This window comes from Streptomyces sp. NPDC046349 (assembly GCF_055587885.1).
Genome location: NZ_JBVJFK010000002.1, coordinates 703,565 through 718,668, shown reverse-complemented (window position 1 = coordinate 718,668; position 15,104 = coordinate 703,565). Strand labels below are relative to the sequence as shown.

15 protein-coding genes are annotated in these 15,104 nt (G+C 74.1%); 10 read left to right on the top strand and 5 right to left on the bottom strand.

The genetic code is table 11. The features are described 5' to 3' along the window. Nucleotides 1-119 precede the first annotated feature (119 nt). Nucleotides 120-1,202 (top strand): PP2C family protein-serine/threonine phosphatase, encoded by a 1,083-nt coding sequence (locus ACZ6JS_RS06945; RefSeq protein WP_469296301.1) that lies wholly within the window; start codon nt 120-122, stop codon nt 1,200-1,202. 93 nt (nt 1,203-1,295) lie between these two features. Here ACZ6JS_RS06945 and ACZ6JS_RS06940 read toward each other — a convergent pair whose 3' ends face one another. After that, nucleotides 1,296-1,547, bottom strand: coding sequence for a hypothetical protein (locus tag ACZ6JS_RS06940; protein WP_030032818.1), 252 nt, complete (start codon nt 1,545-1,547; stop codon nt 1,296-1,298). A gap of 107 nt (nt 1,548-1,654) precedes the next feature. Here ACZ6JS_RS06940 and ACZ6JS_RS06935 point away from each other — a divergent pair, with 107 nt between their 5' ends. Then, on the top strand, nt 1,655-2,026 hold the full coding sequence (locus tag ACZ6JS_RS06935; RefSeq protein WP_469296299.1) for an ArsC/Spx/MgsR family protein: 372 nt from the start codon (nt 1,655-1,657) through the stop codon (nt 2,024-2,026). A 92-nt stretch (nt 2,027-2,118) separates the two neighbouring features. On the opposite strand, the gene ACZ6JS_RS06930 is transcribed toward ACZ6JS_RS06935, so the two are convergent. Then, the gene (locus ACZ6JS_RS06930) at nt 2,119-3,024 is read right to left on the bottom strand and encodes an alpha/beta fold hydrolase (RefSeq protein ID WP_469296449.1); all 906 of its coding nucleotides are present in this window, start codon (nt 3,022-3,024) and stop codon (nt 2,119-2,121) included. A gap of 72 nt (nt 3,025-3,096) precedes the next feature. Here ACZ6JS_RS06930 and ACZ6JS_RS06925 point away from each other — a divergent pair, with 72 nt between their 5' ends. Next, a complete protein-coding gene (locus ACZ6JS_RS06925) occupies nt 3,097-3,558 on the top strand; it encodes a MarR family winged helix-turn-helix transcriptional regulator (protein ID WP_469296298.1) in 462 nt (153 codons plus the stop codon). 161 nt (nt 3,559-3,719) lie between these two features. Continuing rightward, nucleotides 3,720-4,253 carry a hypothetical protein gene (locus ACZ6JS_RS06920; RefSeq protein ID WP_469296297.1) on the top strand — a complete coding sequence of 178 codons (534 nt, stop codon included), beginning with the start codon at nt 3,720-3,722 and terminating at the stop codon, nt 4,251-4,253. Here ACZ6JS_RS06920 and ACZ6JS_RS06915 read toward each other — a convergent pair. Next, complete coding sequence (locus ACZ6JS_RS06915; RefSeq protein ID WP_469296447.1) at nt 4,246-5,115, bottom strand: Gfo/Idh/MocA family protein; 870 nt, start codon at nt 5,113-5,115, stop codon at nt 4,246-4,248. The genes ACZ6JS_RS06920 and ACZ6JS_RS06915 overlap by 8 nt on opposite strands. A gap of 320 nt (nt 5,116-5,435) precedes the next feature. Here ACZ6JS_RS06915 and glnII point away from each other — a divergent pair, with 320 nt between their 5' ends. Together glnII and ACZ6JS_RS06905 are read left to right on the top strand one after the other, a co-directional pair. After that, nucleotides 5,436-6,455: a glutamine synthetase gene (gene glnII / locus ACZ6JS_RS06910; RefSeq protein ID WP_469296295.1), complete on the top strand. Its 1,020-nt coding sequence runs from the start codon at nt 5,436-5,438 to the stop codon at nt 6,453-6,455. Between the two features lie 552 nt (nt 6,456-7,007). Next, complete coding sequence (locus ACZ6JS_RS06905) at nt 7,008-7,616, top strand: winged helix-turn-helix domain-containing protein (RefSeq protein ID WP_469296294.1); 609 nt, start codon at nt 7,008-7,010, stop codon at nt 7,614-7,616. Nucleotides 7,617-7,685: 69 nt separating this feature from the next. Here the strand turns inward: ACZ6JS_RS06905 and ACZ6JS_RS06900 are convergent, their stop codons facing one another. Both ACZ6JS_RS06900 and ACZ6JS_RS06895 read right to left on the bottom strand, forming a co-directional pair. After that, nucleotides 7,686-9,134: a PepSY-associated TM helix domain-containing protein gene (locus ACZ6JS_RS06900; RefSeq protein ID WP_469296292.1), complete on the bottom strand. Its 1,449-nt coding sequence runs from the start codon at nt 9,132-9,134 to the stop codon at nt 7,686-7,688. An 86-nt stretch (nt 9,135-9,220) separates the two neighbouring features. Next, nucleotides 9,221-9,913 (bottom strand): hypothetical protein, encoded by a 693-nt coding sequence (locus tag ACZ6JS_RS06895; protein WP_469296291.1) that lies wholly within the window; start codon nt 9,911-9,913, stop codon nt 9,221-9,223. Between the two features lie 63 nt (nt 9,914-9,976). Here ACZ6JS_RS06895 and ACZ6JS_RS06890 point away from each other — a divergent pair, with 63 nt between their 5' ends. The 4 genes from ACZ6JS_RS06890 to ACZ6JS_RS06875 all read left to right on the top strand — a co-directional run bounded on the left by ACZ6JS_RS06890 (nt 9,977) and on the right by ACZ6JS_RS06875 (nt 15,056). Beyond that, the gene (locus ACZ6JS_RS06890) at nt 9,977-10,564 is read left to right on the top strand and encodes a rhomboid-like protein (protein WP_469296290.1); all 588 of its coding nucleotides are present in this window, start codon (nt 9,977-9,979) and stop codon (nt 10,562-10,564) included. A gap of 129 nt (nt 10,565-10,693) precedes the next feature. Next, nucleotides 10,694-11,491: a tyrosine-protein phosphatase gene (locus ACZ6JS_RS06885; RefSeq protein ID WP_469296288.1), complete on the top strand. Its 798-nt coding sequence runs from the start codon at nt 10,694-10,696 to the stop codon at nt 11,489-11,491. Between the two features lie 57 nt (nt 11,492-11,548). Then, nucleotides 11,549-13,480 carry a hypothetical protein gene (locus ACZ6JS_RS06880; protein WP_469296286.1) on the top strand — a complete coding sequence of 644 codons (1,932 nt, stop codon included), beginning with the start codon at nt 11,549-11,551 and terminating at the stop codon, nt 13,478-13,480. A gap of 172 nt (nt 13,481-13,652) precedes the next feature. Next, the gene (locus ACZ6JS_RS06875) at nt 13,653-15,056 is read left to right on the top strand and encodes a hypothetical protein (protein ID WP_469296284.1); all 1,404 of its coding nucleotides are present in this window, start codon (nt 13,653-13,655) and stop codon (nt 15,054-15,056) included. Nucleotides 15,057-15,104 lie beyond the last annotated feature (48 nt).

The following is a 15,104-nucleotide window of genomic DNA, read 5'->3' as shown; positions in this document are numbered from 1 at the left end:
TGTCGTTTCCCGTCACGCCACCACTGTGGCGGCCCCGGGGAGTGTCCGCAAAGCAGCGCCGGTCCCCCGGCGGGCCGGTCCGGGGTGCGCGGGCCCGCACCCCGTACCAGGGTGGAGGGGTGAGACGTGGACGCGCTGAGCCGGGCGGGCTGCGCGGCGAGCCACCGCCGCGCTGGGCCCGGATCGCGCCCGCGGCGGCCCTGGTGGCGCTCGTCCTCGCGCAGTCGCTGACGACCGACGTGGAGCTGGGCTTCTTCCTGGCGGGCCTGCCGCCGGTGGCGGCGTTCGCGTACGGGGCGGCCGGAACCGCGATCTTCGCGGCCCTCGTCCTGCTGCTGCTGGGCGTGCACGACATCGGTGTGGCCCAGGCCAAGGGGACGGACCTCGCCACGGTGGCGGTCGTCGGGCTGCTGAGCGTGGTCATCGCCTGGGTCCGCCAGCGCCGGGACGAACAGCTGGTCAGTGTGCGGACGGTCGCCGAGGCCGCCCAGCTGGCGGTGCTGCCGCCGGTGCCCGAACAAGTGGGCGAGGTGCGCTGCTCCGGGCTCTACCGGGCGGCGCAGCGCGGCACGCTGGTGGGAGGCGACCTGTACGACGTACGGGTGGGGCCGTTCGGGGTCCGGGCGCTGGTCGCGGACGTACAGGGGCACGGCCTGGCGGCGGTGTCCACGGTGGCGGCGCTGCTCGGGGCCTTCCGCGAGGCCGTACTCGACGACGCGGAGCTGGCGGCCGTGGCGGTCCGGCTGGACCGGCGGCTGCTGGCGGACGCGGCGGACGCCCATGTGGACCATCCCGAACTGTTCGCGACGGCGGTGCTGGTGGAGTTCCCGCACGGTCTGGACCTCGTACGGTTCGTGTCGTGCGGGCATCCGCCGGCGTTGCGGCTGCGGGGGGCCGAGGTCGAGGAGGTGACCGTGGAGCCGGGGCCCCCGCTGGGCCTGGGGCTCGCGGGACCGGATCCGCCGAAGGTGGTGGAGCTGCCGGTGCGGCCCGGGGACCAGTTCCTGCTGCACACCGACGGGGCGACGGAGGCCCGGGACGCGGCCGGGCACTTCTACCCGCTGGCGACCCGGGTGCCTGACCTGGCGCGGGACCCGGTCGGCCTGGTCGGGGCGGTCTGGAAGGACCTGTCGGCCTTCACGAGCGGCGGGCCGGGCGACGACGTGGCACTGCTGCTGCTCTCTCCGGACGGACGTCCGTGAACCCCCCGTCCCGGGCGGTGCCGGGAGTTCGGCCGGGGCCCCGCCCTCCGCCCTCGGGCGGTCGGCCGGGGCCCGGCATGCAATGAGGCGCCGTCACGACTCCTTGATGAACGCGCGCACCATCTTGCAGGTGACGTTGGACGGCCGGTGGATACCCGTGCGGACGGCCATCGTCCGGATCTTCCGGTTGGTGGCGCGCTTGGCGTCGTACGTCCCCGAGTCGAGCAGGGATATCGCCAGCCGCATCGCCTTCAGACGGCGGTTGTGGCTCTCGTACCACTCGCGGGGCAGGCCCGCCGGCAGCGGCTTCTTCTGGACGGGCCGGACGGTGCTGGCAGTGGCCATCTACAGCCTCCCAAACGGTAGTTGGCTTCCTGTCGTTCTGCTTCGATTTTACCGGGGACCACTGACAAAAGCCCCTGGCCAGGCGGGCCCTGAGTAGGGTTGGGGCCATGGAGATCTGGATCAACCCCGCGTGTTCCAAGTGCCGCAGCGCGCTCGACCTGCTGGACGCGGAGGGCGCCGAGTACACCGTGCGCCGATACCTGGAGGACGTGCCCTCCGAGGACGAGATCCGCGAGGTGCTGGGCCGTCTCGGGCTGGAGCCGTGGGACATCACCCGTACGTCGGACCCGCTGGCCCGGGAGACCGGCGTGCGGGACCTGCCGCGCGAGGAGACGGACGCGGCGCGGGCCCGGTGGATCACCCATCTGGCCGCGCACCCGAAGCTCATCCAGCGCCCGATCATCACCGCCGAGGACGGCTCGGCCGTGGTCGCCCGCACCGAGGAGGCCGTCCGCGACGCGCTGTCCCGTACGGCCTGAGACGCGCCGCACGCCCGGACGCCGCAGCCCGCGCGCGGCGGCCGCTCCCCCGCCCGGGCACGGCAGGTGCTCCAGCACGCCGCCCGGGCCGATCAGCGGCGGAGAGCCTGGCGGTCGGCGAGCAGGCGGGCGATCTCGGCGGCGGCCGTCAGGGGCATGGCGTGGTGCGGGACCCCGGGCAGTACGTCGACCCGCGCGCCCGGCAGCGCCTCGCGCGCGGCGCGGGCCGCCCGGCCGGGGTCGTGGCAGCGGGCCTGCCCGGCGAAGAGGACGTCCACCCGCAGGTCCGGCTCCGCGAGGCGGACGAGGTCCGGGCGCGGCCCGGTGACCGGCCGGGCGGTGGGGAAGCGGGCGGTCTCGTCCTGGAGGCGGAGCCAGGCCGGGTCGAGGGCGGCCCCGCGGGTCTCCCAGGCGAGGAAGGCACGGATCCGCTCCGGGGTGGGCCGCACCAGCACGGGCAGGGCGCGCAGGACGTAGCCGGGGCGGAGTCCGGCGAAGACCTGGGTCGGGTCGAGCAGGACGAGCCGGCCGATCCGGGCGGGCCGCCGGGCGGCGTGGTGGGCGGCGATCCAGGCGCCGTACGAGTGCCCGCCGAGGGTCACCGGTGCGCGCGTGCCGAGCCCGTCGAGCACCGCGTCGAGCCAGACGGCCAGGTCTTCCGGGGTTCGCGGGGCCCGCCCGGGCCCCGGGACGCTGAGCCCAGGTTCACCCACGAGGTCCACGGCGTGCACGCGGTGGGTGCGGGCCGCCCCGGCGGCGGCGCAGGCGCCCCACACCGCGGAGGTGGCCCCGCCCCCCGGCAGCAGCACCAGCGGCGGGGCGCCGGCCGGGCCGCAGCTGTTGACGCGGGTGACCCCGTAGGGGGTCGGCAGGTCGGCGGACTCGACGGGTCCGGGCCACCCGGCGAGCACCGCTTCGTAGGCGCTGCGGAAGGCGGCAGAGGCCGGGGCCGGGGACGGGGACGGGGACGGGGACGCAGAGGAACGGTGGGGCGACATCCGGGACACGGGCTGCTCCAATGTCTCGCCAGGCGATAATCTCGCTGAACGAGATATTAGGCAGGAGGCGATGTGCCCGACAACCACGAGCCCGACAATCTGCGACTGGTGCACCTGCTGCGGGCGGTGACCGTCGATTTCGGCCTGCGCCAGGCGGAGTTCGCCGCCCGCAACGGCATGCACCCCACCGACGTACGGGCCCTGATCTGCCTGCTGGACGCGGCCCGCGCGGCCGAGCCGGCCACGGCGGGCCTGCTCGGCGCTCGGCTCGGCCTCAACTCGGCCGGCACCACTGCCGTGATCGACCGGCTGGAACGGCTCGGCCACGTGGCCCGGATCCGCGACGAGCACGACCGGCGCCGGATCCTGCTGCGGGTGGAGCCGGCCGCGATCCGTCTGGGCCGGGAGTTCTTCGGGCCCCTGATCGACGGGGTACTGCGGGTGCTGGACTCCTTCGACCCCGCCGAACGCGACACCGTCCGCCGCTTCCTGACGGCCACCCACACCGTCTTCGCGTCGGAGCCGCGCCCCTGACCGCCGCCACACCCCCGCCCCCGAGCGGCCGGCGGGCTCTGACGGGGGCCCGGCGGAGGCGGCCCGTCGGGCGGCGGCGTTCTTCACAACGCCCCCACCCCCGGTTCTCGTAGGGTGACCGGAGCACCAAAAGAGGACATACCGCACCTGAGGACTCAGTCGTGACCGAGCAGCAGCCGCAGGAAGAGGGCCTGACCGCCCGCCCTCCCCAGCCGTCCCACCGGCACGCCGACTGGATGTTCGGCGGGGTCTACGGGACGGTCCTGGCCGGTGCCCTGTTGGCCGCACTGAACCAGGAGGGAGAGGACTTCAGCCCCTTCTACGACGCCAGCTGGGTCCTGGTGACGGCGGCCACGGCCGGGCTCGCGCACGGCTATTCGCACCACATGGCCTCCCACCGGGAGGAATCCGGAAGGCTCCGCCGGCAGGTCCTTGCCCGGGCCCTGTGGAACGAGTGGCCACTGATCGCGGCCACCCTTCCGACCGTCCTGCTGCTGACCGTCGCGGGGGTCGGCGGCTGGGACGCCTACGCCGTGACGGCCGGCGGACTCGGCCTGAACACCGCCCTGCTGTTCGGCTGGGGCTCGCTCACGGCGCTCCGGGCCGGCCACCGGCTCGGCCGGGCCCTGCTGACCGGCCTGGCCGATGCCGCCATCGGCCTCGCCATCATCGTGGCCAACGCCCTCATCAAGTAGGGAGCTGCGCCTCCGCCTGCGCCAGGATCTCCGTCAGCCGGGCCCCGAACTCCGCTCCGCGCGGATCGGGCACGCCCGTCCGGGCCGCGGTGAGCAGTGCGTCCAGGGCCCGCCCGTAGGCGCCCGGCACATCGCTCCAGCCGGGCAGCTCGTGCACGCCCGCACTGCCGCGCAGCTCCAGTCCCACCCCGGCGGCCGCCTGCGGGGCTCCCAGGCTGAGCACGGCGGTGCTGGCCGCGCCGGAGGCGTGCCGCAGCGCCAGCTGGACGACGTCGGAGGGGCCGCGGGTGGCACTGACCTCGGTGACGTCCCCGAGGATCGGGATCAGGACGGACAGGGCGTGCGGCCCTACGTCCCACAGCCCGCCCTTGGCCTTGCGCCAGGGCGAGTCGGCGTAGGCGCTGGGCGTGCCGTCGGGCGGGAAGACGGCGCCGAGCCAGTGCGCGGCGGCCGTGAACCAGCCGGTGCGGGCGGCCTGCTCGTCGACCCAGCCCGCCGTGGGTTCGGCGAAGCGCAGGGTGAGGAAGACGACGGAGGCGACCTGGTGGCGGGCGACGGCTTCGGCGACGGCCCGGGCGTCCTGCGGCGTCGTCGCGACGGGCTTGTCGAGCAGCAGGTGGCGGCCGGCGGCGGCCGCGCGCACGGCGAGCGGGGCCTGTACGTCGGGCGGCAGGGCGAAGGCGGCGACGTCACAGTCGGCGAACAGCTCGTCGGGCTCTTCGTACACCTTCACGCCGTACTTCTGCGCCAGCTCCGCCGCGGCTTCGGGCCTGCGGCCCCACACGCCGGCGAACTCGGATCCGGCGTGGGCGGCGATGGCGGGGGCATGGGTGCGGTGGGCCCAGGGGCCGGTGCCGAGCAGCCCGACCCGGGGGCGGGGCCCTGCGGGGTTCTGACCGGCGGCAGTTGGGGCGGCGGTCTCGGCGGGAACTCCGGCGCGTTCTGCGCCGGCGTCTCCGGCCGGGCTCAAATCAGACGAAATGCTCACGCCGCCAGTCTGCCCCACCCGGACGGGTGCTCGACCGCCAACCCGCACAAGCCGCCGGACCAGCGGCGTAAACCTCGGTAACACGGGGTTCACACACGGGCAACGGAAGAGAAATCGCGGACGGGCACGCTGCGGTCAACACCGCAGCGATGAAGCAGCGTCCAGCAGCACCCGCAGAGTCTGAGGATGGGCCCGTGAGCTACAAGGCTGAGTACATCTGGATCGACGGCACCGAGCCGACGGCGAAGCTTCGCTCCAAGACGAAGATCCTGGCCGACGGCGCCGAGCTGCCGATCTGGGGCTTCGACGGATCGAGCACCAACCAGGCCGAGGGCCACGCCTCCGACCGCGTGCTGAACCCGGTGTTCTCCTGCCCGGACCCGATCCGCGGCGGGGACAACATCCTTGTGCTGTGCGAGGTCCTGAACATCGACATGACCCCGCACGAGTCGAACACCCGCGCGCTGCTGCGTCCGGTGGCCGAGAAGTTCGCCGGCCAGGAACCGATCTTCGGCATCGAGCAGGAGTACACCTTCTTCGACGGCGTCCGGCCGCTCGGCTTCCCGGTGGGCGGCTTCCCGGCCGCGCAGGGCGGCTACTACTGCGGCGTCGGCTCGGACGAGATCTTCGGCCGCGAGATCGTCGAGAAGCACCTGGACCACTGCCTGGCGGCGGGGCTGGAGATCTCCGGAATCAACGCCGAGGTCATGCCCGGCCAGTGGGAGTTCCAGGTCGGCCCGCTGGGCCCGCTGGAGGTCTCCGACCAGCTGTGGATCGCGCGCTGGCTGCTCTACCGCACCGCCGAGGACTTCAACGTCTCCGCGACCCTGAACCCGAAGCCGGTCAAGGGCGACTGGAACGGCGCGGGCGCGCACACCAACTTCTCCACGAAGTCGATGCGGGAGGAGTACCGCGCGATCATCTCGGCGTGCGAGGCGCTGGGCGAGGGCAGCAAGCCGCTCGACCACGTGAAGAACTACGGCGCCGGCATCGACGAGCGCCTGACGGGTCTGCACGAGACGGCCCCGTGGAACGAGTTCAGCTACGGCGTCTCGGACCGCGGCGCCTCGGTCCGCATCCCGTGGCAGGTGGAGAAGGACGGCAAGGGCTACATCGAGGACCGCCGCCCGAACGCGAACGTGGACCCGTACGTGGTGACCCGCCTCATCACGGACACCTGCTGCACCGGCCTGGAGAAGGACGGCCTGGCCTGACGGCCCCCGCCTCCCCCGGACACCCACGCCCGCCGCGCCTTTCCAGGCCCGGCGGGCGTTGTCGGTACCGGCCGGGACGGTGTGGCCCCATGTCGGCGATCAGGATCCCGTCGGGGCGCTCGGCGCCGAGGGCGTCGGGCGGGCGTGGGGCGGCTCCGTCCGCGATGCGATACGCATGACGGGACTGGACTGGCGCAAGCGGCTGGCCTGTTGAGGGATTGCCCCGCTTTGCCCGTCCCTGGACCGCATCATGAGACGTTGATCCATCATGCGAGACGCAGCCTGCCCCGACGGCGGCTCTTCTGCTTGAATGGGGCCATGGCCAGCCACTCGCACACCTCGTCAGGTCGCAGCGACCTCGAGCCGTTCTGGCCGTCCCGTCAGGACCACGACTTCGATCGTGAGTGTTGCCGCGCGAAGAACGCGCCGGCCCTCTAAAGCCTCCGGGACCTCCCCTTCGGGTTTCCCCGAGGCCTTCGGTCTGCGCGGCACGACATCGATGACGCACGTACGTCTCCTGCCGACCACTCCGCGTGAAAGAGCTGACCACTCATGGCGAACACCCGCTCCCTGACCTCCGCTGCGGCCGCTCCCCTCACCTATCCGCCCAGTCCCCGCCACCGGCTGCGCGCCGTGGACCGGGACGAGGTGGCCCGGGTCGCGGACTTCCTCCCGCCCGGCGCCACCTGGCTGCCCGCACCCCAGCACACCCTTCCGGCGCTGCCGGGCCGGCCGCCGATGGTCGGCTACCTGGTTCTCGTGCCGGCGGACCAGCAGCCTCCCATCGCCTTCGCCCCGCAGGCCGTGGCCGCCCCGCTCCACCCGGCCCCCGGCGCCCGCCCCGAGCCCGCGGCCACCGCCCCGGCCCCCGGCCAGGACGACGTCCTGATCCGCATCGACGCGGCGCAGCGCACCGCCGAGGTCGACGGCCGCGTACTCGACCTGACGTACCTGGAGTTCGAGCTGCTGGCCCACCTCGTGCAGCACCCGCACCGGGTGCACAGCCGGGACCAGCTGGTCACCACGGTCTGGGGGTACGGCCACGTCGGCGACGGCCGGACCGTGGACGTCCACATCGCCCGGTTGCGGCGCAAGCTGGGCGGGGCCCACCGCGGCGCGATCCAGACGGTGCGCCGCGTGGGCTACAAGTACGCCCCCTGACCGACCGGGACGACGGTGGGCCCGTACCCCTCCCCGGAGCACGGGCCCACCTCTTTCACCGGTGCGGCACTACGCGGCCGCGGCCACCGCCCGTCGGCGTGCCGCGAAACCGAGCAGCAGGTCCACCACCAGGAAGACGACCAGGCTGATGCCCAGCAGCGGGATGAACCAGCCCACCAGCGCGGTCACCGCGGCCAGCGGCAGCACCACGGTCAGGGGCAGCTTCCGCCAGGCGCCGCGCGGCTGCGCGCGGCCGGCCGACAGCGTGCGGTCCTTCGTCGGCCGGCGCAGCCACCACATGCGGTAGCCCCAGAAGATCAGGAACATCACGCCGACGGCCAGCGCCGCGAGCACGATCTGGTTGAGGAGCCCGAAGGTCTGCCCCATGTGCAGGTCGATGCCGAAGCGGGTCATCTTGGCGAGCACGGGGTAGTCGGCGAAAGGCAGTTCGTCGATGATCCGGGCGTCGGCGGGGTCGACGGCGACGGTGTCGAAGTGCACCGGCACCTGCTTGTCCTGCTCCTTGATGACGTACCCCTTGCCCTGGGCGGGCAGGGTCACGCGGATCGCCTCGGTGACGCCGGCGTCCCGGGCGGCGGCCACGGCCCGGTCGAGGCCGACGTCGGCGGTGGGGGCGGGCGCCGGCATCTGGGTGCCCTCGGGCATGGTGTGGCCCGCGTGCTCGTCGGCGCCGCCGGCCTCCGTACCCGGGTTCAGCTTCGCCGAGACCGCCGGGGTGGCCCCGCCGAGGCCGTCCTGGAGCTGCCCGATGTTCTCACCGGCGTACTTCGACCAGGTCAGGCCGGTGGCGGAGAGCACGACGAGTCCGGCGACGGACCACAGGCCCACGACCCCGTGCCAGGACAGGGTCCGGCGCCGGCCGGTGGCCTCCCGGTCCGGGAGGACGAGCTGCGACGCGCGCTTGCGGCGGCGTCCGATCCACAGGGCGAGGCCGCCGAGCGCGACCACCCACATCCAGCTGGCGGCGAGTTCGCTGTAGTTGCGGCCGAACTCCCCGAGCTGGAGGTTGGAGTGGAAGGTGCTCAGCCACGCCCGCAGCGGCAGGGCGTCGCCGACGGTGGTGAGCTGCCCGCGCACCTCGGCGGTGTACGGGTCGACGAACACGGTGAGGGTCTCGCCCTCCGCGAGGCCGGAGCTCTCCATGATCACCCGGGTGGTGGCCTCGGCGTCGGGGCCCGGCCACACGGAGACGACCTCGCCCTCGGGTGCGGCGCCCTTGGCCGCCTCGACCTGGGCGCTGAGCGGCAGGGCTCCGTCGCCGACGCGGGGGACGGTCAGCTCGTCGGCGTAGACGATCTTCTCGGCCTGCCACGAGACGGCGTACAGCAGGCCGGTGGCGGCGGCGAGGAACAGCAGCGGGGCGATAAGCAGGCCCGCGTAGAAGTGCATGCGCAGGAGCAGCGGGCGTACGGCGGCCCAGCCGCCGCCGCGGCTCTTGGGTGTGGCGGACGGGTCGGAGTCCGGGGTGCGGACGTCCTGGATCTCTTCGACGGACATGTCGGTCCTAGGTGTTGGCGAAGGCATGGGAACGGCGGCCCCAGGTCTCGCCTCCCCTCGCACGGGTGCCGTGGAGGTGCGCCGGATCAGGCGCGGGCAGGACGGCCGGGGGCCGTGGAGCGGTGGACACTGCCGCTCCACGGCGGCCCTCGGCGCACCACGGCGTGGGCGTGAACCGCTCCGCGCAGTCGGCGGGGGCGCCGGTAGGGAGCACGGAAGACGGGAGGGGCCGCTACGGCGGCGACCCGGGCGCGCAGCAGGTCGAGCGCGCGGGCGAGCGGCCGGGCGGCGTGCAGAGCGGCGGCGCCCAGGACGCGCGCCAGCCGGAAGACCGCGGCCTCGCCCCGCGCCAGCCAGGCGGCGCAGACCAGCCCGGCGAGCACGTGCGCGGCGATCATCCCGGCGCCGCCGTGGGAGGCCATGCCTGCCACCTCGGCCATGCCGGCGTCCGCCATGCCGGGGGCCTCGGCGGCGGGGATGTGGTGGTGCCCCTGCATCGCGGCCGGCCCGGGGGCGGACTCGGCCGCCTGGCTGCCGGAGAAGACCAGGTGCAGCACGCCCTGTACGGAGAGCACGGCTGCGGCGATCCCCACGGGTCCGCGTCGTCGGCCGGTGAGGGACCAGGCGAGGACGGCGGTCACCGCGAAAGCGCCCAGAAGACCGGAGAAGGGAACATTCATGCCGGACATGTACGAATGCCCCACCGCGCCCAGCATGACGCACACCGCCGCGAAGATCGCGGCTCGGGTGGCGCGCAGCGGCGCGAAGGATTCGAACATGGCCGGGACATGTTCGCACGACGCCCCTTGGCCTCCGCCAGAGGCTTATCCGATCATGAGCAGGTGAATCCAATTCCGTGGGGAGCGGTGTACGCAGGCGGCGTCCAGCTCGGGGCGTACGCACTCGAGCGCACCGAACCGGCCGACCGGGAGCGGCTGCTCCGGGACTGCTCGACGAATGTCGACAATCTCGCCGCCGGGCGCTGGGAGACGCTGCTGAGCAGCGCCCTGGTCGTCGAAGAGCCGATGCCCCTGCCGTACGCGCTGCTGCTGGTCGCGGTGCTCGGCTACGCCGAATACGCGTACGGGGCCTGGTGGGCGGCCGCGGTGTTCCTGTTCGGGCACGCCTCGGCAACCCTCCTCGTGTACGGCGCACTGCGCAGGACGACCGATTCCGCAACCCGCCGCGCCCTGGACGTGGGAACGAGCTACGGGTTCAACGCCGTCCTCGGCACGCTCACCTCCACCCTGCCGCGCGGGCCCGTCCGCACGGCCGTCCGGGTCGGCCTGCTGACGCTCGCGGCGGCGCCCGTACTGAAGCGCGGCCGGACCTTCACCGACGCCGGGCACCTCGCGGCCCTCGGGATCGGCATGGGCGTTTCACTGGCCCTCGATTACCTTTCCGGTACAGACCGTCGGAAAATTGTCTGAATCGAACCGCCGCGTCACCTGATGACCCCGCGCCGCACGACCGCACGACGCACCACCGCACGACGGCATCCCCACCTCGCCACCTCGCCGCATGACACGAGTAACTCGCACACCGCTGGAGCCGCCACGATGACCGCCACCCCCTCCACCACCGTCGCCAACCTCCGCGACCTCGGCGGCACCCCGCTCTCCGGCGGCCGCACCGTGCGCCCCGGCCTGGTCCTGCGCTCCGGTCAGCTCGACCGGCTCGACCTCGGCACCGACCCGGTGGTGGCGGCGCTGGGCGTGCGCACCGTCATCGACCTCCGCACCGACGCGGAGCGCGCCGACCACCCCGACCGCATACCTGCCGGCGCCCGGCTCCTGGTCGCCGACGTCCTCGCGGACAAGCTGCGGCAGGCCGGCAAGAAGCCCGCCGCCGCCCAGCTCAAGGACCTGCTCTCCGACCCGGTGGTGGCCGAGGAGCACTTGGGCGGCGGCAAGGCTCAGGCCCTGTTCGCCGACACCTACCGGTCCTTCGTGCACTCCGGCTCCGCGCAGGCCGCGTACCGCATGCTGCTGACCGAGGCCGCCGACCCGGAGGCGGGCCCGCTGCTGTTCCACTGCACGGCCGGCAAGGACCGCACCGGCTGGGGCGCGACCGTCGTCCTGGCACTGCTCGGCGCGGACGACGACACCCTGATGGCCGAATACCTCTCCGTCAACCCGGCGGTCAAGCAGGCCTTCGCCCCGATGATCGAGGGCTTCACGGCGGCCGGCGGCAACCCGGACATCGCGCTCGCCCTGATCGGCGTCTTCCCCTCCTACCTGGAGGCGGCCCTCGACGAGGTCGAGACGCGCTACGGCTCCATGGAGAAGTACGTGCGCGAGGGCCTCGGCGTCGCGGACGAAACGGTCGAGGCACTCCGCGCACGTCTCGTGGGCTGAGGCCTCCGCGGGGACGCGGACGGGTGACCATCCGACGATTCGCTCGTTCTGCTGAACGTGACTGCACCGGATACCGCCACCCGCCCCCAGCCTCCCGCGGCTCCCGACGTCGAGCAGGCCGAGGCCGCGATCGTCGAGCACTACCCGCGGCTGGTGCGGCTCGCCTATCTCGTGCTGCCCCCGACCCTCGGCCGCAACCGGCGGGTGCTCACCGCCCACTCACTGGTACAGCGGGCACTGCCGCGCGGGCGGAGGGACGCGGCGGCGGGGGTCGCCGCCGTGCAGGGCGGGGTCCCGGGGCAGCGGGGCGGCCCGGACGACTCCGGGTACGCGTACGTCCGGCTGCGGGTGCTGCGCGCGGCACTGGAGGCGGGGCTCCCGCTGACGTTCCGGGCGCTGCCCCGCCGTGCGCAGCTCCCGCCGGCGCTGCCCCAGGTGTGGGGCCTGCGGCTGTTCCCCCGCTCGGGCGGCGCCGAGGAGCTCGCCCTCGACCAGTGGCTGGCGACCCTGGACGGTCCCGGCCGGGCCGCCTGCGTTCTGCGCGCCCTGGAGCGGCTGCCCGAGCCGGAGGTGCTCCGGGTGCTCGACGAGGCCGGCGTTCCGGACCCGGCCGCCGCCGCCCGGGAGTCCGGTGATCCGGCGAACGACGCGCTGTTCGCCTCCCCCGAGTTCGACCCGTGCGTGCTCCAGGCCCGGCCCACCGACCTGCTGCGACGGCGGCGTCTGACGCGGGCCGCGCTGGCCGCAGGGGCCGCCCTCGCCGTCTGCGGGGCGCTGCTCGCGCTGCCCGGCGGGGGCTGGGGCTCGGACGGGGCCGCCGCGCCGCCGTACGCGCGCAACGCCGCGGCCGAACAGGCTCTGGATCCGGCCAAGCTGGTCCGGGTCGCGCCCGCGCTCTGGCACACCTCCTCCCGTACGGACTTCTCCACCTGGCCGGCCCGCGGTGACCGCGCGGACGACACCGCCCTGCTGCGCCGGGCGCTGGCCGTCTGGGCGCGGCCCGGTTCGTCCGTGGTCGTCTCGGCCACCCCGGGGACACCGTCCGGGCCACCGATGGGACCGGCGCAGCTGCTGTTCGCGGGTGCCGTCGACCAGGCCGTCGTGGTCCTGCTGTACGACGGTCTGCGGGTGGTCCGCTACGCCGAACCGCGCTCCGGTTCGGCGGGGGCGGCCCTGGACTTCGCCCGGACCGACGGCGCCTCGGCGGACACCGCGACCGCGCTGGTCGTCAGCCGGGTCGACGGCAACGTCCGCTATCTCGCGGCGCCCTGGGTGACGGGGGTGGCCCTGCGGGACCTGCTCAAGCCCGGCGGCCCGCCGGCGGTGCTGAAGACGACCCAGGACGGGGTCACCCCGCCGGTTCCGGGACCGGCTCCGACGGGCGACTGCACCAGCTGGAACGCCCTGTCCCTGACCGGGGACGGCGCCACCCGGCTCATCACCGACCTGGGTGAGCTGACCCCGGCCCGGCTCACGTCGGGGGCGCCGGGGGCCGAGCGCAACGTGACGGAGGCGGCGGAGCTCGCGGACTGGTCGAGGATCGCGTGCCTGCTGCCGTCGGTGCGCTCGCACGGGGTCCGCACGGTCAACTCCTGGACGTACGCGAAGCAGCCGCTGCCGGAGGGCGACGGGACGGCGACCTGGCTCTGTACGCGGGCCGAGACCTGGCAGGGCGCGGCGGACCGCGTGCAGGCCCAGTTCCTGGCGCCGGGCTCGGCCACGGCGGCGCAGGCGGCGGCCGCGGAAGGGGCCGCGGCATGCGGGCCCCGGGAGCCGCGGGTGCTGGCGGGTGTGCTGTGGAAGTCGCGGGCGGGCCAGTGGTACGTCCTGGCGGCGGGCAGCGCGCAGTTCACCTCGCTGTCGGTCACGGGCGGCGGGGTGACCGGCTCCGCGAACGGCAACCGGTTGGCGGTCAAGGCGCCGGCCGGGGCGCAGGTCGACCTGTCGGGGAAGCTGACGGACGGGACGAAGGCGGGCGTGCTGCGCTGAGGGCGGGGCCGCCCAGGGCCGACGCGAGGTCAGATGAAGGTTCAACGACTTTACGGCTGAAGGGAGTTGGCGAGATCCGGGCATGACGGGCGCAGTGGACACATGACATGATCGGATTCCGGTTACCACCCGGTAATCCCCCACACCCCTGCCCCATTTGAAGGTCCACCACGTGCGTACGCTTGCCCGCAGTCTCCTCCTCCCCGGTCTGACCGCCCTCGCGCTCACCGCCACCGGCTGCGCCTCGACATCCCACACCGGCGCGGCCGAACCGGCCGCACCAGCCCCCCTCACCCCGTCCGCCGACAGCGGCCCGCAGCAGCTGGACGTGGCCGCCGCGCCCCAGGGTGAGCCCACCCCGGCGGCCGTCGCCCGGGGCGGCTCGAAGGGCAGGACCGAGAAGTCCACGCTCAAGGTCGCCTCGTACGACGCCGCGACCGGACGGGCCGTCATAGCCAAGGCCCCGCCCAAGGGGCCCTCCCAGGCGCCCTCGCCGGACAGGTCGGCCGAGGCCGACAAGCCCGTCGCGGCGGGCGATGTCATCGCCAGCGCCCCGGCGCCCGGCGCCCCGAACGGCCTGCTCGCCAAGGTCACCGAGGTCGTCGGCACGACCGACCGCGGCACCGAGGTCAAGACCGCCTCCACGACGCTGGCCGCCGTCCTCAACGACGACAAGGCCGACGGCAAGGTGCCCGTCGACCCCTCGGCGGTCGTCGTCGAGCCCCTGATGAAGGGCGTCACCTTCTCCTGGGCGAAGGGTGACGGCCTGAAGTTCGGCCCCGAGGGCGCCAAGCTGCCGCTCGGGAACCTCCGGCTCGACGTGAACGCCGCCGTGGACACCGCCCCGGACGCGCCCGCCTCGGCCGGCGCCTCCGTCTCCGGCTTCGTCCAACTCGCCCCGCAGGTCGAGTTCCGGTACGACGGCGCACAGGGCGGCGGCTCCGGCCCGCGCGGCGCCTTCCTCGGGATGAGCGGCGACTGGTCCTCGCAGTGGAAGCTCCAGGGCCGCGCCGCCGCGAGCACGGCAGGGCCCAAGCGGATCCCGTTCGCCAAGCTGCACAGCTCCCCGGTCATCCAGGTCGGCCCGGTGCCGGTCGTCGTCAACCTCGGCCTGACCTGCTACATCCAGGTGGAGGCCGACGGCAAGGTCACCCTGGACGTCCAGCAGGACGTCAAGGGTGACTTCAAGGTCGGCGGCAGCTACGCCTTCGGCAAGGGCTGGACTCCGGTCAGTGCGTCGAACGTGAAGAGCACGCCGGTCCAGGCGACCGTCACCGCTGCGGGGAAGGTCAAGGGCGCGCTCGGCGCCGAGGCGTCCGTCGGCCTCTACGGCGCGGTCGGCGTCACCGGCGACTTCGCCCCGTACCTGCGCGGCGAGGCCGACGTCAAGGCGACCGCGTCCAGCGACGGCAAGACCTCCGTCGGCGGCGCCTGGGCGCTGTACGGCGGGTTCGACCTGAGCGGACAGCTCCAGCTCCAGCTGTCCCTGTTCGGCACACCGGCCTTCGAGCGCAGGATCCCGCTCGGCGCCCTGAACCGCGAGTGGGCGCTCGCGAGCGGCAACACCACGCGCTAGCCGGGCGCCGGACGACGGGGAGCGAGCGCTGGGCGGCGGGCGGCGGGC